This window comes from uncultured Mailhella sp. (genome assembly GCF_944324995.1).
GTDB lineage: Bacteria > Desulfobacterota > Desulfovibrionia > Desulfovibrionales > Desulfovibrionaceae > Mailhella.
In genome coordinates this window covers 25,719-47,785 of sequence record NZ_CALUYL010000008.1, presented here as the reverse complement: position 1 = coordinate 47,785, position 22,067 = coordinate 25,719, and the positions used below count along the sequence as shown (strand labels likewise).

The 22,067-nt window shown below is 58.0% G+C and carries 14 protein-coding genes and 1 tRNA gene; 11 read left to right on the top strand and 4 right to left on the bottom strand.

Annotated elements, in window-relative coordinates:
- Positions 1 to 60: 60 nt before the first annotated feature.
- Complete coding sequence (locus Q0K02_RS05105) at positions 61 to 375, top strand: hypothetical protein (RefSeq protein ID WP_294485646.1); 315 nt, start codon at positions 61 to 63, stop codon at positions 373 to 375.
- On the opposite strand, the gene Q0K02_RS05100 is transcribed toward Q0K02_RS05105, so the two are convergent.
- The 3 genes from Q0K02_RS05100 to Q0K02_RS05090 form a co-directional block, all read right to left on the bottom strand.
- Positions 372 to 7,223 (bottom strand): VCBS domain-containing protein, encoded by a 6,852-nt coding sequence (locus tag Q0K02_RS05100; RefSeq protein WP_294485644.1) that lies wholly within the window; start codon positions 7,221 to 7,223, stop codon positions 372 to 374. The two genes, Q0K02_RS05105 and Q0K02_RS05100, sit on opposite strands and share 4 nt — an antisense overlap.
- Before the next feature lie 1,569 nt (positions 7,224 to 8,792).
- Positions 8,793 to 8,868 (bottom strand) — tRNA-Ala (locus Q0K02_RS05095).
- Between the two features lie 212 nt (positions 8,869 to 9,080).
- Positions 9,081 to 10,262 (bottom strand): hypothetical protein, encoded by a 1,182-nt coding sequence (locus Q0K02_RS05090; RefSeq protein WP_294485642.1) that lies wholly within the window; start codon positions 10,260 to 10,262, stop codon positions 9,081 to 9,083.
- A 308-nt stretch (positions 10,263 to 10,570) separates the two neighbouring features.
- On the opposite strand from Q0K02_RS05090, the gene Q0K02_RS05085 reads away from it, so the two are divergent.
- From Q0K02_RS05085 to Q0K02_RS05045, 9 genes are all read left to right on the top strand, one after another.
- Positions 10,571 to 11,215, top strand: coding sequence for a GntR family transcriptional regulator (locus tag Q0K02_RS05085; protein WP_294485640.1), 645 nt, complete (start codon positions 10,571 to 10,573; stop codon positions 11,213 to 11,215).
- Positions 11,212 to 11,541, top strand: coding sequence for a hypothetical protein (locus Q0K02_RS05080; protein ID WP_294485638.1), 330 nt, complete (start codon positions 11,212 to 11,214; stop codon positions 11,539 to 11,541). Before Q0K02_RS05085 ends, Q0K02_RS05080 begins: the two co-directional genes overlap by 4 nt.
- Positions 11,542 to 11,556: 15 nt before the next feature.
- Complete coding sequence (locus tag Q0K02_RS05075) at positions 11,557 to 12,957, top strand: hypothetical protein (protein WP_294485636.1); 1,401 nt, start codon at positions 11,557 to 11,559, stop codon at positions 12,955 to 12,957.
- A gap of 8 nt (positions 12,958 to 12,965) precedes the next feature.
- On the top strand, positions 12,966 to 14,117 hold the full coding sequence (locus Q0K02_RS05070; protein ID WP_294485633.1) for a twin-arginine translocation signal domain-containing protein: 1,152 nt from the start codon (positions 12,966 to 12,968) through the stop codon (positions 14,115 to 14,117).
- 48 nt (positions 14,118 to 14,165) lie between these two features.
- Positions 14,166 to 15,899, top strand: a complete 1,734-nt coding sequence (locus tag Q0K02_RS05065; RefSeq protein WP_294485632.1) for a CobW family GTP-binding protein — start codon at positions 14,166 to 14,168, stop codon at positions 15,897 to 15,899.
- A 75-nt stretch (positions 15,900 to 15,974) separates the two neighbouring features.
- On the top strand, positions 15,975 to 16,559 hold the full coding sequence (locus Q0K02_RS05060; protein ID WP_294485631.1) for a MotA/TolQ/ExbB proton channel family protein: 585 nt from the start codon (positions 15,975 to 15,977) through the stop codon (positions 16,557 to 16,559).
- Positions 16,559 to 16,972 carry a biopolymer transporter ExbD gene (locus tag Q0K02_RS05055; RefSeq protein WP_294485630.1) on the top strand — a complete coding sequence of 138 codons (414 nt, stop codon included), beginning with the start codon at positions 16,559 to 16,561 and terminating at the stop codon, positions 16,970 to 16,972. The genes Q0K02_RS05060 and Q0K02_RS05055 overlap by 1 nt, the downstream gene beginning before the upstream one ends.
- A 4-nt stretch (positions 16,973 to 16,976) precedes the next feature.
- Positions 16,977 to 17,492 carry a TonB family protein gene (locus Q0K02_RS05050; protein WP_294485629.1) on the top strand — a complete coding sequence of 172 codons (516 nt, stop codon included), beginning with the start codon at positions 16,977 to 16,979 and terminating at the stop codon, positions 17,490 to 17,492.
- Between the two features lie 550 nt (positions 17,493 to 18,042).
- The gene (locus Q0K02_RS05045; protein ID WP_294485628.1) at positions 18,043 to 19,032 is read left to right on the top strand and encodes a metallophosphoesterase; all 990 of its coding nucleotides are present in this window, start codon (positions 18,043 to 18,045) and stop codon (positions 19,030 to 19,032) included.
- Between the two features lie 53 nt (positions 19,033 to 19,085).
- On the opposite strand, the gene Q0K02_RS05040 is transcribed toward Q0K02_RS05045, so the two are convergent.
- On the bottom strand, positions 19,086 to 20,654 hold the full coding sequence (locus Q0K02_RS05040) for a sigma-54 dependent transcriptional regulator (RefSeq protein ID WP_294485627.1): 1,569 nt from the start codon (positions 20,652 to 20,654) through the stop codon (positions 19,086 to 19,088).
- A gap of 234 nt (positions 20,655 to 20,888) precedes the next feature.
- On the opposite strand from Q0K02_RS05040, the gene Q0K02_RS05035 reads away from it, so the two are divergent.
- A complete protein-coding gene (locus Q0K02_RS05035) occupies positions 20,889 to 21,974 on the top strand; it encodes a TRAP transporter substrate-binding protein (protein ID WP_294485625.1) in 1,086 nt (361 codons plus the stop codon).
- Positions 21,975 to 22,067 lie beyond the last annotated feature (93 nt).

The window sequence follows — 22,067 nt, the reverse complement described above, 5'->3', positions numbered from 1 at the left end:
CATTTTTATCATAATATACTTTTATATACAATAATTACGTTCTTTTTTGCAGTGAAAGCCATGCATTTTAAGCACCTCATAAAACAAATTGCAACAGCACAGCTCCTTTACGCGAAAATTGCTCCCGCCTTTTGCCCCACCTGTTTTCCGTCCACGAGCATGTTCAGGTTGAACCCCTTTGCGTTTCAAACCATACGGCCTGTCGTTTTGCGGAAAAACGCTGTTTTCCCACTCAATTTTGGCCGGATGGCGCTGTGCCGCTGCATCGCATTTTCTTTTTTAAAGGCCAACCGCTCGTGGCGGGAAAAAGAGATGAAAACAGGGCCATCGGTTCAGCCGAAAGCGTTACCGACAGCCCTGCTGGTCAAAGGTTAGCCCTGGGTATTGTTGAGAATGAAGACGGCCTGCTGAACCTCGGCATCGCTCGGCTGGGTCATGACACTGGTGTCAATTTCCACTGTGAGACCGCCGTTTGTATAGGAGACAATGCCGTTCTCAGTACCAGTAGTGGTAGGCTTCCAGTCTTCGCCGAGTTCTATCCTGTCGCTGCCGTTTTCCTCGTGCGTAATGGTAATGCCGAGCTTGCTCAAATCTTCCATGCTGGTCAGACTGAGGTTGTCTCCCCTGATCAGCACTTCCACATCGTTCACAAGAGGCTTACCGTCCTCCTTTTGTGTCTGACCAAGAAGGTCATTCAGAGAAGGCGTGCCCGAATCGCCGAGCATGACATCCAGTCCGCTGCCGCCGTCGATGAGGTAGTCGTTGCCGTCATAGACTATGATATCGTTGCCCGATCCGGCGAAGACTATGTCTTCACCTGCCCCGCCGACTATATAATCATCACCGCCCATGCCGAAGATGACGTCATCTCCGGAACCTCCGAACAGGTGATCACTGCCGTCAGAGTCTGTGCCTTCTACCTTGCTGATGAAGTCACTGAGCTCACCCGTGTTCAAACCCTCAATGGTATCCGCAATCAGCTCCGCACCGGCACCCTCATCGAGACCAAGCGCCTTGGTGACGGTGTCATGCACAGAAGTCTGATCCGCACCACTACCGGAATGACCATCTCCGAACATCAGGTCATTGCCTTCCTGACCGAACATGATGTCTCCGGCCTCGGAACCGATGATGGTGTCGTCACCGCCGCCGCGTCCAGTGAGACTGTCTGCCGCAACGTTCGCAGCCGTACCGTTCATATTCAGCACGTTGCCGTCAAGATCCACCAGGAAGAAGTTCGTCTGCCCTTCTTCTGTGGTCTGTATGACAGTTTCGTACCCGAGCTCCTCATGATGCTCCAGCATGTACTTCACGGTGTCATCATGCGTCCAGCCTGCAAACTCGGTACCGGTCAGGCTGGAGGCGTTGTTTTCCAGCCACTGGAAGACCGCGGAGCCGGAGCCGTAGTCGGGAAGCGTGGCAATAAGAGCCGTATCAATTCCGGAGTTGGCCAGCTCATACCGCAGTGCGTCGGTATTCATCACGTCGCCGTAAATGATGCCGGACGAGGTGGAGCTTTCCGCCGTAATGGTATCGCTTCCGGCATCCACCAGATCACCGGGCTTGAAGCCGTTTTCAAAGGCAGCGGTCAGGCTGTCGGAATCCGTCACCTGCTGGCTGGTACCGCCGGAAATAGTACTATTTATGGCTACCTCGTAAAAATCATATCTATCATTTCCGCTAAATGGAGTTTCTTGCCACTGTCCGTAATTGTTCGTATACCCCCACTCCCAGTGCGACCACCACTGACCGACGTTTTCATATGTAACCAAATGCCATGCGCCATTATCCTGCACATAATAACTTTTCTGAGTATCAATATTGGCAGCGTCTACCTTCTCGTATGTAGTCTGTCCACTTTCAGGAGCATACACGCCGTCGGCTGCTGCAAAGCCTCCGCTGGCAACACTGGCATCACCCTCAGCTTTGGGAGTATTGTCAAACATGGCAAGATTTTCCATGTCCGTTTCTGACAAATCGCTGCCAAAACCAATGGCGTGGATATCATTATTGCTGTCGCCAAGCGAATTCAGCAACTTATTATACGCCTCCCATGCTCTTTCATAATCGTCCTTATAAGCATTATCCGTTCCTTCTCCCGCAGGACGACCATCTGTCAGGAAGTAGGTGATATTCTTCGTGGCGTTTTCAACACTAGAAGCAAGGGAATCATACCAGTCTGCTGCTGCCTCAAAAGCAGGTTCATAATCGGTAACGATGTTGCTACCGACGGAAGCGCCATCCATGGCATTCGCCAGTTGATCGTGCAGGCTATTCCATCCTTCTTCAAAACTGGTATAGGACCATCCATTATATCTATAAGTAACGCCTTCTGCATTTTTAGTAATGGATATCTCAATAGAGTCACCAGCCCTCTCCGCAAAAGGAATAATCGAGATAGTCACACTTCCGGTAAAATCAGTATCTGCAATACCTCCAATAAAATTCAAAATACTGTCTCTGGCAGCCTCTGCTCTCGTAGGACTGCCGAAATTTCCTATATTCTCATTCATACTCTTGGATTTATCCAAAATGAAGCAGACGTTGTAGTTGGCTTCAACCTGCTGGCCTTCCACCATGCCGCCGGTGTCGCCTGCGGCCACGGTTCCGGCCACGCCTTCACTGTCCATAATGACAATGGTATCGTTGCCGTTGCCGATGACGGCATTGTCACTGTTCACCTGTTGCTCGACAATCTCCAGAGGCACGTCGACGGTTGTCGAAGCAATGTCGCCGTCGGCATCTTCCGTCTTGAAGATGAGCTCGAACGTATTGGACTCCTGCCCATCTTCACCGGGAACCCGGAACTGCTGATACTGTTCCATGGTCCAGTGGCCGTCCTTGTCCAGCGTGGCGGTGAAGAGCTGTTTGCCGTCTGACATCGTGCCGATGAGAATGGATTCACCGGAAGAGCCTTCGTTAAGTTCCAGCTTTACCGTCTGTGGATTCCCATCTACCAGAACCGTGATAGTGCCGGTACCGTCTTCATTCAACTTGCCGCCCACCATGCCTTCCAGGTCGAAATGGACATAGCTGTTTTCATAGTCGTCGGCAAAGCCGTCTGCTCCAGACTCAGCCGTCACAGTGCCGTCGCTGACGATGATGGGATCTTCGCTCTTGGTGATGAAATCAATGCCCTGAATGGTGAAGTCACTCAATTCATCCCGATAGTCGGGGGTCTTGTTATCCACAGCGGAGATGACAACCTTGTCGAAGCCGCCCAGCACCACATCCGAAGAATTAAGGGTATACTTTCCATTGGAAGACTGTCCGTACACCAACGTGCTGCCTACGATCTGGCCGTCACGGTAGAAGGTGACCAGCGCTTCTTCAGAGACATGGTCATATTGGGCGTCTTCACCGCCAAGATAGAATGCCCCGAAGTCGATGGTCACGCCGTAGGCCAGCTTACCGCCAAGATCGAACACCACGGCTTCACTGGTTTTACCATCCTTGGAAACATTGATTTCCCATGCTTGAGCATCATCCGGGCTGCTGACCATGAGGCCCCAGTCCGATGCGGGCTTCTCGTTGCTGTTTGGATAAGTGCTGTACTGCAATTCATAACGAGCATCGATATCAAGGCCATTTTCCTTGATTACAGTATTCCCTTTGTCATCTGTGGTGTAGGTCACCTTTCCGGCATACATCTTCACGCCGTCCCAGCCGTCAAGCTCGGTTCCCTGCGAAATTGTCTGACCTGCCAACAGCTGATCTTTCTCTCTGTCTCCCGTCGTAAACGAGAACTTCGTACCATCGGCCAGATTATCCCCCGAATCGCCGGGGAAAACCGACGTGACCATGTCGGAATTGGAGATGGTGGGGATGTCGTCCACGATGGTGATGGTCAGAGTGCCGTCTGCTGTGTCACCCGTCTGGTCCGTCACGCTGATGGCGATTTCATCCTTCAGCTCATTGGCTCCCTGCACGGCGGCATGCTCCTGCGCTCCGTCCAGCTGATACTCGTATTTCACCGTACCGTTTGCTATGGACGTGATCGTCAGCGTGCCGTGATCGGTCGTAATGGTGTTGTTGGATTCCGTAAGGTTGGTCGCAGTGCCAGTGGCATCCAGCTCGATAGTCTTGCCGCCGATGGTCAGCGTTCCGCTCTCGCCGTTCAGAGCCAGCTTGATCTCACCGGAAGTCCTGTCATTGGACGATCCGGAGTCACTGCCCGCAGGCTGATCCGCACTCTCGTCCAGAGAGGATTCATACACCGTCGTGGCGTCACTGCCGACAGTCGGAATCGTGACGCTCGGTTTCTGCGTATCTGCTGACACGTTCACCGTGATGGTCGTCGTCGACCAGTCGCCGTCACTGTCCTTTATCGTATAGCTGAACACATCCTGAACATCGCTCGTGATGTCTATCGGCTTTCCGGTCTCGGGATTCGTCTTCAGCGTATAGGTGTACGTTCCATCTGCTTTCAGCGTCAGATAGCCGTACTCGCCTTCAACTGCGGTGCCGGTGCCAGAAGCCAGTTCTCCAGTCTGCACACCGGCAGACACACCCGCCACCATATGCGTGGAAACCGTATCGTCCGCTCCGAACTGGTCATTGGCCAGCACGTTGGGCAGATTTTCGTCAGAAGCTCCGCCCTGCGCTTCACGTTCACCAAAGCTGATCGTATCCGCTTTCGCCGTCGCCACGTCGTCCACGATGGTGATGGTCAGAGTGCCGTCTGCTGTGTCACCCGTCTGGTCCGTCACGCTGATGGCGATTTCATCCTTCAGCTCATTGGCTCCCTGCACGGCGGCATGCTCCTGCGCTCCGTCCAGCTGATACTCGTATTTCACCGTACCGTTTGCTATGGACGTGATCGTCAGCGTGCCGTGATCGGTCGTAATGGTGTTGTTGGATTCCGTAAGGTTGGTCGCAGTGCCAGTGGCATCCAGCTCGATAGTCTTGCCGCCGATGGTCAGCGTTCCGCTCTCGCCGTTCAGAGCCAGCTTGATCTCACCGGAAGTCCTGTCATTGGACGATCCGGAGTCACTGCCCGCAGGCTGATCCGCACTCTCGTCCAGAGAGGATTCATACACCGTCGTGGCGTCACTGCCGACAGTCGGAATCGTGACGCTCGGTTTCTGCGTATCTGCTGACACGTTCACCGTGATGGTCGTCGTCGACCAGTCGCCGTCACTGTCCTTTATCGTATAGCTGAACACATCCTGAACATCGCTCGTGATGTCTATCGGCTTTCCGGTCTCGGGATTCGTCTTCAGCGTATAGGTGTACGTTCCATCTGCTTTCAGCGTCAGATAGCCGTACTCGCCTTCAACTGCGGTGCCGGTGCCAGAAGCCAGTTCTCCAGTCTGCACACCGGCAGACACACCCGCCACCATATGCGTGGAAACCGTATCGTCCGCTCCGAACTGGTCATTGGCCAGCACGTTGGGCAGATTTTCGTCAGAAGCTCCGCCCTGCGCTTCACGTTCACCAAAGCTGATCGTATCCGCTTCCACCACCGGCCCGTCGTCATGCACCGTCACCGTCAACGAGCCGGTAGACGTATCGCCGGTAGCATCCGTTACCGTAATGCCGATGGTACCGTTAAGGCTATCGTCTGCTCCGGTATTTCCAGCTCCACCCGTTGCCCCCTTATCCGTAGTATGCGTCTGATTGCCGGTGAGTTCATAGGTGTAGTTAACAGTCCACTTACCGGTCTTGTCATCCTGCGTGGCGCCCGTCACCTCCACCTCGACGCCGTTCACCGTCAGTGTTGTGTTGTCGGAAAGCCAATTCGTTTCGAAATCTTCGCCGTTGATCAGGCTCACAGTAATGGTTGGTGCATTCTTCCCTGTGCCGTACTTCAGCGTAACGGTGCCGTCTTCGCCGTTCAAATTCACGGTAAAGGAACCAGTGCCGAAAAAGTCATGGGCCGTATGCTGACCGGAACCGTCGGGAAGGGCGCCTTCGTCCACCACGATCTTGGCTTCGTTCTCTGCAGGTGTTACCTCGGGCTCGTTCTCATCCCCCTTGATGGTGATGGTCAGCGTCGCCTCCGACGTATCACCGTCCGCATCCGTGATGGTGTAGGTGAAGTTTTCCTCCCAGCTCTCGCCATTCGGCACATTCACCTTTTCGCCAAGCTTGTAGGTATAGGTGCCGTCCGCGTTCAGCATCAGCGTGCCGAACTTACCCTGCACGGGCTGGCCCAGCGTTCCACCTTCAATTGACGTCACCGTCTTGTTCGCAGGGGCATCCGCGCCGAACACGTCGTTTTCCAGCACGCTATCACCGCTGCCACCCGTCTGTGCCGCAGCCTCCGTCAGCGTAACACTGTCATCATAAGCCTCAGGCACGTCGTCGGTAATGACCACGGTCACCACGCCGGTATCCGTGGAGCCGTCGCGGTCCGTCACGGTCACGGCAAGGTCGTGGGCAATCTTGTCCGCCCCCTCGCCGCCGTGCTCCTGCGTGGCCTGCGTAAGATGATAGGTGTAGTCCAGACGCCCGGAGGCCGCGTTGAAGCCCGTCACTTCCAGATAGCCTTCATCCGTGGGCACGACCTGCCCCGTAAGCGCAGAACCATCGAACACCACGAGACCGCCAATGACGATGGAAGCCACACCGTCGGGAGCATCCACCAGCATGTGGCCGGAAGCCGTGACGGAAGAAGCGCCGCGAAGTCCGGCTTCATTCACGCTGAGCACACTGCGGCCGGCAGAAGGATCGGCATTGCCGTCGTGAGGATTGTCGGGATTGTCGATGACGGGAATGTCGTCGTCGAGATCGCCGGAGTCGCCGGGCGTGAGGGTCACTTCATAATTGATGTCGCCATCCCCCGTGGCCGCGCCGTCGGTGTCGGGATTCACGCCCTCGCCGGGCCAGCCGATGTCGAGGCCGCCCAGACGGTCGAGACCGTCCAGAAGGTCGGACGTCACATAGTCATGAAAGCGGTTGCCGTTGCTCTGCGCGCCTGCGGCCCTTCCGGGACCGGCGGCAGGCATGAGGTCGGGCTCGTTCATGGCCGTGAAGAAGTCCTCGCCGGAAATTTCTGCGCCCTGCACCTCGAACGTGGGCATGTTCTGGCTGGAATAGGCCGTATAGAAATTGACGAGCTGAAGCGTACTTCCGTCCTCGAACGTGATGACAAGATTGTCTCCCTCGCGGGAAAGCGTGGCTTCATCGGTAGGAAAATCAAAGATGAAACGCGCCTCGGGTGCGCAGACGATGTTGCTGGAAGTTCCTGCGGCAGGCTTGGCAAGTCGTATATCGGCCATGATGATCTCCTGAAATCAAAAAAAGAAAGAAGAAAAAGAGGAGGAGAAAAACAGTTAACAAGAAAAGCCCTGCAACGGCGACAAACCGGTACGGGGCTTATTAAGACGAAGGAATAAAAGGAGAGAACATAAAAAAATCCTGCTAAATCAGTGGGTTGCTTGTAAACGTAAAAAGGACGACATACACCCTTCAACGCAAGTTCCACTACCAGCAGGAACAAAACAACGGCCAACTACCAGCATGGCCTAGGCTTCTAGTCTAGATGCGTTTTCTCTCAAGTCAAGAATTTTTTCCGGCTTTAGCTATAATAAATATCATCTCATTGATTTTATTTATAATTATGACTTCTGTTTCCTTACTTGATACTGCCCGGTTCTTTTCCATTACGGTTCACAATATCTTTACATAGCGTCATTTTGTCCCCCTTATGTAGTACGACATATCGCCTCAAGACACAGTATTCTTATCAATCAGCTAAAAATTATTCATAAAAATTACTTTCATTATTAGTATTTTATTCTGTAAAAAAAATCATATTCCACTTGACTCTACAATAAGTATTGAAAACTTCTTGTCGATGATATTCCTATCATAATGGAAGTATTTACCGTGATGAATTGTTTCTCATTAACACTATAATTTATTAAATATTCATAAACATCCATTTTCTTGGACAAAAAGGATAAAACTCTACAGAAAAAAGTGTTATCATGATACGGTCAGAAAGCATTACAGGACTCTCCAGCGCTATGCTCGTCGTCCAACAACGATTCAACCCGTCTAAAGGACTGCCAAAAATCCCTTTATCGGCAGCGACTATGCTCCCTCAACTCGATCATGGAATTCTGCCGTAGTCTTCTTTCCGCTTAAGGTATCTGGCTCACGCGCCCCGTGGACTGCTCCAGTCGAACTGGAAGATGGGTATATTGGACTGGAAACGCGGCTTATCCATGCAGAGTCCGGTCAGTAAATATTCAGCACAGCCGTCATCGCCCTGCCCCAAAACGACCCGCAAGAAACGGGCAATACCATTGCTTGCGCCCGCCGATACTCCTTGTGCCTCATCCCCTCGGCACTGCAACGGAAACTGATGACGGAAATGCAGCCCTGATTCCTCCCAAACTGGCAAAAATGCGAATAAGGCCCGTAGAAGCCCCACAGAGATAAAACGACTCTTCAGGAAGCGCTTCAAAATGTCCCTTGTCTCATCAGAAGTTGCCCCAATTCGGCGGAGTGACTCTCGGAACAGTTCAGGCTGAAAGCGGAAGAATATGCATCACGATTTCTGGCAAGACTGAAAAAGGAGCTGCTCAGACCTCTGGTTTCAGGTGAGACTCTCAGCAAAAGAAATGATGAACCCGCATGAGCTGTTTTATCATTTCTCATTTTTTGAGAGTGCTTCGACACTTTCTTTACTGCATCAAGGAATGGAGATGCAGCTCAGTTGGGGAGAGTTCGATATCCTGAAAATCGATAACAATTTTCTTTTCCTCAAAAACTGCCACAACAACCTGAAGCATAAAAAAAATAAGGGGTTATGACTCTTTGCCATAACCCCTTGAAATTTCTGGTGGAGATGAAGAGAATTGAACTCTTGGCCTCTTGAATGCCATTCAAGCGCTCTCCCAACTGAGCTACATCCCCGTTGCGGAGTCATTTCTGCCAGAATGGGCCGCGATAGTCAAGAAAAAAATGCGCATTTTTCAGGAAAGGCCGCGGCACGGGCGGCCGACCCCCTGCTTGCGCCGATTTCGCGGCACATAACCCGCAGGCTGCGCCCTGCCGTTTGGAAGCCTCCATACGCGGGGGCACCGCTTCCGACGCGCCGTTTTCCGGAAGGCTGCTTTCCGGAGCCGTCAGGCGCGCCCGGCGCGCCAGCGCGCCACCAGCGAGGCAAAGGGCTCGTAAAGCGCACGGAACGGCGCTTCGCTCACGCCGCCGGGCGACGGCTGACTGAACGCAAAAATCAGCACGGCGTGCAGCCCTTCGGCCGAATAGAACGGCTTGGCGAAATAGGAACGCACGCCGCAGGGAATGAACATGGCCCAGTCGATGGACTTGATGCTGTCGAGCGTGTCTTCCACAATGAGCGATTCCAGACTGAAGCGCTCGATGTCCTGGGCTATGGTTCCCTCGTAGGCGTGCGCGGCTCCCCACTCCAGCGAGGCAAACAGTCGGCCCACGCCGTACACTTCCACCTTGCCCCGCGCAGACTGAATGTCGGAAAACATGAGCCCCTCCACGCCCGGACAGGCGGCAAGAAGCTCCTCCAGCCCATCCTGAAGAGAAAGCGGCGAACTGCCCGGCTCCACGCTGGGCGACAGCGCGCAGGCGGCCGGAGCGTCGGGAATGTTGAGCAGCGCGATGCGCACGATGTCCGCGCCCGTGGAGCACGGCGACACGCGCACCTTCGAGCCGAGTATGCTCCCCGTGCCGCTGCGGAGCATGAGCGTTCCGGCCCAGATGCCGTCTTCCAGCGCGCGCCGGGACGCGCCGAGCAGCGTTTCGCCCATCTCGCCGGGCGCAATGTCTTCGAGCATGAATTCCCCGCCACCCCTGGCCGCGCCGTCGAAGAGCGTCTGCGCGGCCTCGTTGCAGGTGACGATTTCCTTCTGATCGAGACTGAGCACCAGCACGGGATATTCCGAGCCCCCCAGCGCCAGCTGACAGGTGCCCGCCGCGCCGTTGGCCACAAAGGTGGCGGGCAGCACGGAATCCTTGAGCATGCCGAAATATTTTCCCGCGTCCTGCGGATCCGGCCAGCCCTGCAGGAGATAGGCGCGGTGCGGGCTGCCCTCAAGCCGGAACGTCACCATGGCGGGCTGACGACCCGTGACCATTTCCCAGAATTCGCCGATCAGCGTGTGATCCGATTTCATGACCGCGCGCCTGCGGAACTGCGCGTCCTTGAGAAGCCTCGACGTGTGCTCGCCGAGAGAAGGGAGCTTCCAGTCGTTCAGCAGCCGGATGCGCGAACGGCGATGTTCTATCTCCCACAACAAGCCGGGAAAACCTGACGCCCAAAGAGAGAAATCCATAGCGCGCCTCCGCGAAGTGCTGAAAGATGCTTCTTCACTCTACGGAAAAAAGACCTCATTGTAAATTGGATGAACCATTTTTTATTATTTGCCTGAAAAAGCGCGGCAGCTTGCGAAAAATTCCCTGCCGATAATTGTCTTCATCGAGAAAAAGCAACAGTGGATGAACCATTATTTCATGTTTTTCTGCATTAACTCAATGTATTATCATTTTTTTTCTTTTTTTCTGAAAAGCCTTGAGTCTTTTGGAACAACAGCGCAAAACTAGTATCATGGATACAGGGCGAAATGACCGCGGGAGTTCGGGCATGAGCAAGCAGAAAATGATTGAGCAGCAGCTGGAACAGGCCCTCATGGAAGGTCGCTGGAAGCTGTTCGAGCGCCTGCCCGCCGAACGGCAGCTCGCCGAAGAGCTGCACGTGAACCGCACCACTCTGCGGGCCGCCATCAGCGCCCTTGCCGGACGCGGCATTCTCGAAACCACGCACGGCAGCGGCACGCGCGTGCGCGCTCTGCCTTCCGAGCATCCCGCGCAGTGCCCCCTCATCGACAGAATAGACGCCAGTCTGCTCATCATACCGTCCATCATCCGCGCCTCGTCGCTCGTCATCCGGCCCTCGCAGGTGCTCAGGCTCGAACGCATTCTGCCCGTGGCGGGCACGGCGCTGCGCAACGACGACATCAAGGCCTTCGCGCAGGCGAACATACAGTTCTTCATGGAAGCGGCGCGCTTCATCAACAACGCCAGCGTGAGTTCGGCGCTGGCCGCCTGCCTGCCCGACGGCAAGTCGCTGATACGACTGTTCAACGCCTGCGACCTGCAGCAGAAGGAACAGGCCTTCGCGCATCTGGCAAGAATACTGAGCGCCGTGCGCCACGCCGACGCCGCCGACGCCGAAGCTGCGGCCGAGGCCTATTTTTCCACCCTCCGGACGCTGACGGAGGCCTCATGAGCACGCGCAACGTCATAAGCCGGAAGGATTTTCTGCACGGAATATTCCGTTCCGTGGCAGCACAGGGCGATCCATCCTCCCCGCGGCAGGGAAACGGGGAAGAGACCTCGCCGGAACCAGACTACCTGTCCATGCTGCCCCCCGAATTTTCGGGCGTCATGCTGAACATGGAGGCTGCCAGACTCGGAGGTGACACCTCAGGCATGTCGCGCAATGAAATGGCCGCGCTGGTCGTCAAGGCCATGTACGGCGAAGACGCCCTGAACGCTCAAGGGCGTAGGACCCCGGGCTCCGCTCAGGAGGAACAGCGGAAGCCCCCCGACTGAAACAAGGAGGAACCTATGTCTCAGGAACAGCTTCCTTATCTTGAAGAGCGCAAGCTCGTCAAAAGATGGAGAGGCCCCATCCCCGCGCTCATGAACCTGGCGTTCACGCTGCTGATTTTCGCGGTGACATGGTGGATCTTTCAGGATCCGCGCGGCATCATGCGCTTCTACACCCCCTACGTGGGCTACAACTACTGCCGCTGGTGGCTGATCATCCTCATCTGGATGGCCTACACCTTCGACTTCTGGCCCTTCAAGAGAGACTGGATCCGCAACGCCCATCCTCTGCAGAAGGGTCTCGTGCTGGCGCTCATTTCCGTCGGCACCATGATCTTCTTCATCCACGGATTCTTTGAAGCCGTGCTCGGCAACTTCGCCTTCGCCTACTTCAATCCCGAACAGCTCCAGAAGCTCGGACTCACCGAATTCTATTCCACCGAATACGCGGCCCAGGCCTGCATGATGTTCGCCGTCATCGCCTCCTGGATCAGCCCCGCCTGGGTGGTCGCCCTCGAAGGTCAGCCCTGGGCCAACGCCTCCCAGCCCGTGCGCGGCTTCAGCATCTGGCTCGGCACCTTCTGTCTCAGTCTCGTCATCTACTTCATGACCATGCACAATCACATGGGCATCCTGTATTATCCCTGGCAGTACTTCACGGCCATCTGCCCGCCCTACTGGGAAGACTTCGCGCAGACCGTGTCCGCCAACTTCCACGTGGCCTGGATCATGTGCTGCACCGTGGTGGTGTGGTTCGTGGAAGGCATCTGGGAACGGTATCCCTTCACCATGATAAAGCGCGACTGGCCCCGCCGCATCGCGCTGTTCGTGGGCATCATCGTCATCGCCTGGGCGCTGTGCCTGTTCTTCTGGTACATGCAGGAACTCGTGTGGGGCGACGCCATCCGCGGTCATCGTCGCGACGCCGCTCCCGACTGGCGCTGGCTGCACGTGGGCGAAACCGCCATCTTCTTCCTCGTGCCCGCACTCTTCGTGCAGTTCTACTGCGAAAACTGGCCCACCAAGTTCAGCACTCCCGTCAACATTCTCATCCGCACCGGCCTCGTCATCGTGGGCGGCATCGTGCTCTACTGCCTGTACTATCAGTACGCCCACTTCATTCTCGGCACGCAGAAGGGCTTCTCTCATCCGCAGCAGTTCCCCATGATTCCCACCATCTGGCTCATCGACATCTGGCTCATCAACTGGTGGTTCATGGACGGCTGGCCCGGATGGCGGCGCGAATTCAAGACTGCTGAAGAGCTCGCCGCAGAAAAGCGCCACATCGAAGTGGATCACGCCTGGAACCCCGCCATGAAGCCCGGCCTGCTGTTCGGCATTCTCGTCGGCGTGGCCCTGTACTTCCTCATCGTCTGGCTGCTGCCCATCTGCAGTGCAACCTTCACACTGGTGAAGTAGGAGTCCTTATGAACAGACGCGAATTTCTCAAAGGCGCATCTCTCGGCATCGGAGCCGGCGCGCTTGGAGCCATGGGGCTTTATTCCTACACACCCATGCGCAAGGCCTTCCTGCCCAAGGTTGAACGCAACATGGCCGATTTCGGCGTGTGCAAGTCGGTGAAGGTGACCAACATTTCGGAAACCAGCTGGTTCGACAACGGCATCTTCATGAAGAACGTCACCGGCGCGGGCGGCCTGCTCGTGGATCAGTACACCTACAACTGGGCGCCCTTCGGCAACGGCAAGGGCATAGGCAAGGGCACCTACGACGAAGGCATGGCCAAGATCAAGCCCTACCTTCAGAAGGGGCAGCTCCACGAAGCCTGGGCCGTCGCCAAGGAAAACTCCGTGGACGCCGACAACGCGGGCGGATTCTCCTGCCTCGTGGAAATCGAGGCCATGGACGGCACCAAGACCAAGTATCTGTTCGACTGCGGCTGGAACTACGACTGGATGGAGGAAAGCTTCAAGCGCGAAGGCATAGACAACATGCTCGCCAACGGCGAAATTGCCGGATTCATTCAGACGCACGAACACATGGATCACTACTGGGCCTTCCCCGTGGTGGCCAAGTACGCCCCCAACATCCACGTGTACACGCCGAACACCTTCTATCCGCAGGGCAAGCAGTACCTCAAGGATTCCGGCCACGTGGGCGAATGGACCGAAGTCAAGAAGGGGCTGTATCCGCTGCAGCCGGGCGTGGCGCTGTATCAGTTTGAATGCCCCATCATCTTCAAGGTGTACGGCGAAATGTCGCTGTACTGCAACGTGAAGGACGTGGGCCTTGTGAGCATCACGGGCTGCTGCCATCAGGGCATCATTCTGTTCGCCGACACGGCCTACAAGGAACTCAAGTACGAAAACGACAAGTTCTACGGCCTCTACGGCGGTCTGCACATCTCCCCGTTCGACGACTGGGATCCCAAGTACGACGACCTCGTCATCGGCCTGAAGAAGTGGAATCTTCAGCGCGTGGGCTGCAATCACTGCACGGGTCTCATCACGGCACAGAAGTTCGTCGACGCCGGATACCCGGTGGTGAAGGGCACGGCACGCTTCCGCTCCAAGACGACAAACTACCTGGGCAACGGCGACATCATCACCTTCCCCGGTTAAAACCTTCGACCGGAGCGCGCGAAGGCGCGCTCCGGCGCAGGATCGGCCATGAAACTGGAAAGCATTCTTCCCCGGGCTCTCGGCGACAGCGATTCCGACTGCGCCAGCATCTTCACGTCGCTGGTCATGGCCGCCCACTTTGAACGCACAAGGGCGCGGGCTCTCGGCTGGCGCGGCGTGCGGCCCTGCGCCTCCAGCCATCCGGCATGGACGTGCCGCGTCGCCGGTTCGGAAAACGTGTTCGGGCTGCGCTTCGACGGCGAAACCAGGGACGAGACTCCCGGCCGCGTTCCGTGTCTTCGCGGCTACTTCAGCCTCTACGTCTTTCCTCCGGCGCAGTCTCCACTGCTGGACGTTTTTCCGCTCGATGCCCTGCGCTTCGCCCTCTCCCCGGACTACGAACACGCCGTCCGGGAATTTTCCGGCAACGAAAGGGAACTTCTTCCCTTCCTGCTCGGTCAGCTCCGCCTCGACGTCTCCCTCGCGGGCGACGCTCTGGCCCTGACCCTCGAAGCTCCGGCCAGACACCGCGTCATCGCCGCCGACGGCATCGCCGCGGAAGACGGCTGGCTGGTGCGTCCGGGCGAACCGGAATGCGACGTTCCCGCCTTCAGCCTCTTTCTCCGACTCTTCGCCGTTCTCGCCTGCACGGCGCAGCAACAGCTCGGCGAAAAGGCCGCGGTCTCCCGCGGAGCCGCCGCCGTGGCGCGCCGTCTCTTCCACGCCGACGGGAGCATGGAGGATGCCGACGAGAAGGAATATCTTCTCAACATCGCCGCCGCCTTCGGGCCGTCCCTGGCTCTGGACGGCGAGCGCCTGCATCTTCTGCACGACATTCCCGCAAAGCACCGGCCGGAGGAGCTCGAAAAGCTCGACCGCCCCGTGCTGCACGTGCTCACGGGCTTTCTCGGCGCGGGCAAGACCACGTTTCTGCGCCGCTGGCTGGACTTTCTGCACGGCCGGGAGCGCTACACCGGAGTCATTCAGAACGAATTCGGCAAGGTGGAGCTCGACGCCGCGCTCATGAAGGGCGACACGCTCGTGGAGGCCCTGGACGAAGGGTGCGTGTGCTGTTCTCTGGCCGACAGTCTGCGCCCCGGACTTGAACGCATCATTGCGGCCATGCCCGCCGAACAGTTCGTGCTGGAAACCACGGGGCTCGCCAATCCCGACAACATCATGGAGGCGCTCGGCGGCCTGCGCGATCTCGTCGAGCCCGGGCTCGTCATCACCGTGGCCGACGCCCTTGATCTGGCCGGAAAAGGCCGCGAAAACGAACATCCCGAAGATTCGGGCATCCGGCAGGCGCAGCTGCGCCGGGCCGACGTCATCATTCTCAACAAAAGCGAAATGATTTCCTCCGAGGCGCTTGAGGCGCTTGCCGGGCGGCTTCGGGCGCTCAACGGCAAGGCGCTCATTCTGCCCGCGCACTACGGCAGCATTCCCTTCGCCGAGCTGGACGCGTGGATAGACGCCCACGGAAAAACGCGTCTGCCCTCCCACGCGCCGAGACTTGCGCACATGGGCGAGCGCGCCGTCACGCACGCCGACGAAGGCTTCGAGGCCAGAGCCCTGACCTTCGAAGGGCCGGTTTCCGCCGAAGATCTGGCAGCCGTGCTGCGCGACGCCGGGCCGGGGCTTTGCCGGGCCAAGGGCATCATTTCCATTGCCGGACAGGGCGCGTGCGTCGTACAATACGCCGCAGGACAGCTTGAAATAACGCCGGCTCCCGGAGAAGAAATCAGCGATCTTGCGATCATAGGCTCCGGGCTCAGGATCTGACGGATCCGACATTTCCGGCGCGACGCTTCGCGCCGCCCTCCGCCGACGCAGGCGGACATACGCGAGGAGAGGCCCATGGACATACTGCTGATGGGCGGCTGGATGATGTGGCCGCTGACCCTGATTTCCATCACGGCAACGGCCATCATCGTGGAGCGCCTGCTGCTCTTCTCCTCATTCCGCTTTCCTCCGCGAAGCGCGTCCGCGCTGCTTGAAGAGGCGGTGCTAGGCAACCGCGCGCCCCTGATCGCGGAACTGGAAAAGGTGGAGCGTCTGCGCCGCTTCGCCTCCCTGCTTTCGGCAGACGGCCCGGGAAAGGAGGCCGCGCTGCGCATCGAGGGCGAGGCCGTGGTGAAGGCGCTGGAAGCGCGTCTTCCGCTGCTTTCCATTCTGGCGCGGCTCGCTCCGCTCATGGGCCTGCTCGGCACGGTGCTCGGCATGATCGAAACCTTTTCCGAGATCGCGAACGCGCAGGCGGGCGTCAACATGAATCAGCTTGCCGGAGGCATCTGGCAGGCGCTCATCACCACGGCGGCGGGCCTTATCATCGCCATTCCGTCGCTGTTTTTCCTGCACTATTTTCAAACGCGCGTGCAGCAGGCGGCCGAGGCCCTGTCGGAAACGGCCAACGCCGTGCTCGCCTCGGAGGGTGACGGCTGATGATCAATCTGCGTCCGCGCAAAAGCCCCGACACCGACATCGACCTCACGCCCGTGATGGACGTGATCTTCATTCTGCTCATTTTTTTCATTGTGGCTTCGGCCTTTGCCGTGCGGGGGCTCGACATCGACCTGCCCCCCGCGCAGTCGAGCCGGGCGCTCTCGGGCAAGGTGGTGGAAGTGCGCCTTGAGGAGGACGGCAGCTTCTTCTGCGACGGCGTGCCCGTGGAGCGGGAATTTCTGCGCTACAAGCTGCAGGACATCGTGCGCGGCTTCCGCAAGGAACCGGGACAGCTCGTGCTCAAGGCCAGCCCGAAGGCTCCGGTGGAAGCGCTCGTTTTCGTGGTGGACGAAGTGCGCATGCTCGGCGGAGAAAAACTCATGGTGGCCACCTCGCGACCGGAAGAAAGGTAACGGCATGACGGACGGCGAACGACTCTGGACGGGCATTGCGCTGTCGCTTTTTCTGCACTTTTCCCTCACGCTCATCCATGCCTCGCCGCAGGAAGAGGCCCCGGTCTTCCGCGCGGTGCTGGAAATGGAAAGCGAATCCACCCTCGCCCGCGGCGGCTCGCTGCCCGGCACCGGCCTTCAATCTTCCGCGGAAAGCGACAGGGAAGAGGCGGAAAAGCTCGACCGCAAGCGGCGCATCTACCTGCGCTATCTCGACGACGTGGACAACGCCGTTCACGCCCGGAGGCTCGACGCCGGCAACACCTCGCTCATAGGCGTGGCGCTGTGCGCCTTCACCATCGCGGCCGACGGAACCTTTCACGACGCGCGCATCGTGGTTTCCTCGGGCAGGCCGGAACTCGACGCCTCCGCCCTTCGCGCCGTCGCCGCCGCAAGCGGCGTCGTCCGCCGACCGGACATTCTGGGAACGGACCCCATCCACGTTTCCCTGTCCGTCAAATATCAGTACGGTCTGCAATGACCGCGTCTTCCTCCGGCGACCGTTCCGGACGGAACGGTTCCCTTCCGCACGCTCCCCGTCGTTCCCTGCCGACCGGGGAGCGTGTTCTGCAACGCATCCTCACGCCATTTCCCGCTCCGACGCCGCCTTGTTCTCAATGCGGCCGATCATCGCTCCCCTGAAAACGGCGCTCCCGATCTTCGTAACGCGCCGTTTTCTCATCTTCGCAAACGCCGAAGCCGCCGCATCCCCGCGCGTGTTTGAAAGCGCGACGCAGGCGCTTCTCCCGCAGCGCCTGCCCCGAACTGTTTCCGGCGTTACCATATCTCCATACTGCCGACATCATGGCTTCATGATTCTGATGCTCAATACGCATCGAGGGCAAGTTCCTTCAGGACGGGACGTTTCATGTAGTCTACAAGTCCTGCGATGCCGACGCTCTGCGTACTCCGGAAAGAAGGTCCGATTGCAGAACACGACGGCCGGGCCCGCCTGAAGGTCGCCTTCTCTTAAAATTAAAACAAAAAATTTCGTCATACAGGACAACAACGTCAATCACGGGAGACAAAGCATGGCAAACAACATTGCCCGCCGCGACATTCTGAAGATGGGCATGGCCGCCACGGCCTGCGCCGCCGCCGGCATTCTGACCGGAGCCTCCGCCGCCGAAGCCAAAGACGAAAAGCGTCTGCTCAAGGCCGGCATCATCACCGACATGCACAGAACCACCAAGGCCGACAGCACCACCCGCGTGTACTCCGCCTCCATGAACAAGATGAAAGTCTTCATCGACGCCATGAAGAAGGAAAAGCCCGCCTTCATCATCGAGCTCGGCGACTTCGTGGACACCCTCGCCCCGGGCACCGATCCCGCCGCCAACCTCCGCGAAATAGAGTCCCTGTTCACCTCGTTCGGCGGCCCCGCCTATCACGTGCTCGGCAACCATGACTTCGACAATCTCAAAAGAGAAGCCTTCCTGTCCGGCGTGACCAACACCGGCATCGAGCAGGGCAGGACCTACTACTCCTACGACGCGGACGGCGTTCACTGCATCGTGCTTGACGCCGACTACACGCCCGGCAAGTTCCGTCCCTACGACATGAACACCCCGGAAGACACCTTCTGGACCTGGGTGGACACCATCATTCCCCCGCAGGAAATGGAATGGCTCAAGGCCGATCTCGGCAAGACCGACAAGCCGGTGCTCGTGTTCAGCCATCAGACGCTCGACCGCGTGGACACGCAGGATCACAACATCAAGAACGCCTCGGCCGTGCGCGCCGTGCTGGAAGAAAGCGGCAAGGTGCTGGCCGTGATTTCCGGTCACGATCATCAGGGCGGCTATTCCAATATCAAGGGCATTCACTACGTGGTGCTCAACGGCAACGTGGGCGTGAACGACTACCGCACCTGGGACGTCACCAGCGCGGAAAAGGGCCTCGACGTCCGCAAGGACAATCAGTTCTGCATTCTGGAAGTCACCAGAAAGGGCAAGACCTACAAGCTCAATTTTGAAGGCCGCGGTCGTCAGCCCAGCTACCGTCTGGAAAGAACCCTCTGATTCTCTGCGGAAGCTTCGCGCTTCCGCCTCCCCCGCTCTCCCCGCCGCAGACTTCAGGGCTCCGTTTTCCCCGTGAAAACGGAGCCTTCGTCGTCATCGAGAAGCCCCATGTGACGCATGCGCGAACGCAGCGTGGTGTAGTGGATGTCCAGCAGGCTCGTGGCCGAATCCGTGCCCGTCAGCTTGCCGCCGCAATGTTCCAGCACCTCGCGGATGTAGCGTTCCTCCATTTCGCGGAGCGTGGGCCACTCGTCCCGGCGGCGCAGCGTCCGTCCTGAGCCGCCCTGCTGCTCCGACAGGGGATCGGGCAGGGAAATGATCTCAAAATGCACGCTCTTCGCCGCGGATTCCAGGCTGAATTTAATCAGCGCCCGCTCCACGGTGTGTTCCAGCTCGCGCACGTTGCCCGGCCAGCCGTAGCGCAGCAGCGCGCGCATTTCCTCTTCCGGCACATGCGGCAGGTAGGGCAGACCAAGCCTGTGCGCCTTCATCTGCATGAAGTGTTCCACAAGAATGGGAATGTCGTCGCGCCGCTCCCGCAGCGGCGGCACGGCAATGGGCAGCACCGACAGCCGATACCACAGATCCCGGCGGAACCGCCCCTCCACCACCTTGCGCGGCAGATCGTCGTGCGTGGCGGCAATGATGCGCACGTTCACCGGAATTTCCCGGGCCGCGCCCACGCGCCGGACCTGCCCCGTGTCGAGCACGCGCAGAAGACGCACCTGCGACGACAGCGACATGTCGCCTATTTCATCCAGAAACAGCGTGCCGCCGTCCGCCATTTCAAAGTAGCCCGCCTTGGTTCCCGACGCGCCGGTGAACGATCCTTTTTCATGCCCGAACAGCTCGCTGTCCACCAGCTCTTCCGGAATGGCGCCGCAGTTCACCTTGATGAACGGCTCGCTCCGCCGCGCCGAGGTCTGCTGAATGGCGTCGGCCACCGCTTCCTTGCCGGAGCCGGTTTCGCCCAGAATCAGCACGGTGGCGTCGCTGCGGGCCACCTTTTCCACAATCTGCCGCACGCGCACCAGTCCGGGGCTGAGACTGAGCTTGTCCATGCCCGTGACCTCGCTCTTCACCGGCGGCCGCGCGCCGTGCATCTTCATGTCCGACAGATTGATGCGCAGCTCTTCGGCAAGCGGCTTCAGAAGACGCGACAAGGCCCGCAGATCGCTCTGCGTGAAGGCTCCCTTTTCGTCCGACCAGAAGTTGATGAGAAACACGCTCGTGCTGTTGGCAAAGAGCGGCAGCCGCAGCATGGAAACGTGATGCAGATAGGGCATGTCGGTCCACTGCGGATTGCTGAGCACTTCGGGATCGTGCTGATAGGGAGAAAGATCGCCCACAATGATGGGCGAAGCGATCATCTCGCTCATGACCAGCGGCCTTGTCCTCGCGGAGCCGGCGGCCTTGTTGGAAACGCTCACCGTGCTGGTGTCGGCCATGTTGACGATGTACCGGGCGTCCTTGTCGCAATAGATCGTGTTGATGCGCACCACGGGCAGCCTGCCCCGCAGAAAGTCGTGCAGGTAGAGAAGCACGTGTCTGAGGCCGCCCATGCGGTACATGACCAGACAGGATTTTGCCGCCGTTTCCGAATAAAATCCCGAATCGCCCATATTGTTCCTCCCCTCCGGGGGATATGTCAATTTCACTTAGCGTTTATAGCATAATCATGCTGTTTTTACAATAAATTAAAAACAAAGTATTTACATAACCATTTGTAATTACAAAATATTATAATATGGCACAATTATTGCTAATTAAATAACAAGCAAGCTTTCCCTACTCATTCCAACGCGTCCGGAAAACACTTCAAGCCGTGATTTTCCGCGACCGCCCCGGAGGTCTCGATGAACAACGCTGGCAAGTTTCTCTGTTCCGCCCTGCTGGCTCTGGGCATGATGATTCCCGCATCCGCGCAGGCGGCTCCCGAATACGTGCTGAGCCTCAACCTTCCCATTCCGCCCATCCACACCCGCTGGCAGGGCCCCCTGCAGGCCTGGGTGCAGGAAGTGGAAAAGCGCAGTCAGGGCAGACTGAAGATCGAACCCTACTTCGCCGAAGCCCTCAGCCCCCGCGCCGAAGCCTTTGAATCCGTCAAGTCCGGCATTGCGGACATCACCGAATGCGCCTACGAAGCCAATTCCGGCCAGTTCCCCTTCCACGAAGGCATCCTTTCCATCTCCTCCCCCGAACTCTATCTCGAAGACGGCACCGCCCTGGTCAAGGGCCTGTACGCCAAGTATCCCCAGGCCCTCAAGGAACTCGACGGCGTGAAGCTGCTCTTCACCCACGCGAGCGGCTCGCTCGTCATCGGCACCACCACCAAGCCCATCCGCACGCTCGAAGACCTCAAGGGCCTCAAGATCAACGCCAACAGCGCCATGATCGCCGAACGCCTGAAGAAGCTCGGCGTCACCGTGGTGTCCCTGCCTCTTTCCGACATCTACTCCGCCATGGAGCAGGGCGTCATTGAAGGCACCACCATGTCTCCCGAACTTCTGGTCTCCCGCCGCTACGGCGACTGCCTGAAGTACGTCACCGAGCTCGCCGTGCAGAACACGCTGTTCTACTGCGTCATCAATCAGGACGTGTACGACTCCCTGCCCGAAGATCTGCGCAAGGTGCTCGACGAGGTTTCCGGCGACTTTGCCGACAAGGCCTTCGCCAACTACTGGGAAAGCGTGGACGTGGAAGCCACCAAGAAGTGGAGAGCCGACATGGGCGGCAAGGAATTCATCCTGTTCTCCGACGCCGACTACGCCAAGGCCCGCGAACTCATGCAGCCTCCGGTCGATGAATGGTTCGAGTCCCTCAACAAGGAAGGCCTCCCCGGCGCCGACGTCAAGAAGACCTTCTACGAACTGGAAGGCAAGCTCGGCATCAAGTGGGCGGATTCCCCCATCTACAAGGGATATCTGGAAACCGTAAAGTAATGATCCCCAAGGAGCGGGCCGGCGCTGCCGGATCATGCCCGGGAGAGGCTTGCCCCGGACAGCGCGGCCCGGACTCTCCGCCCTGCCGACGAA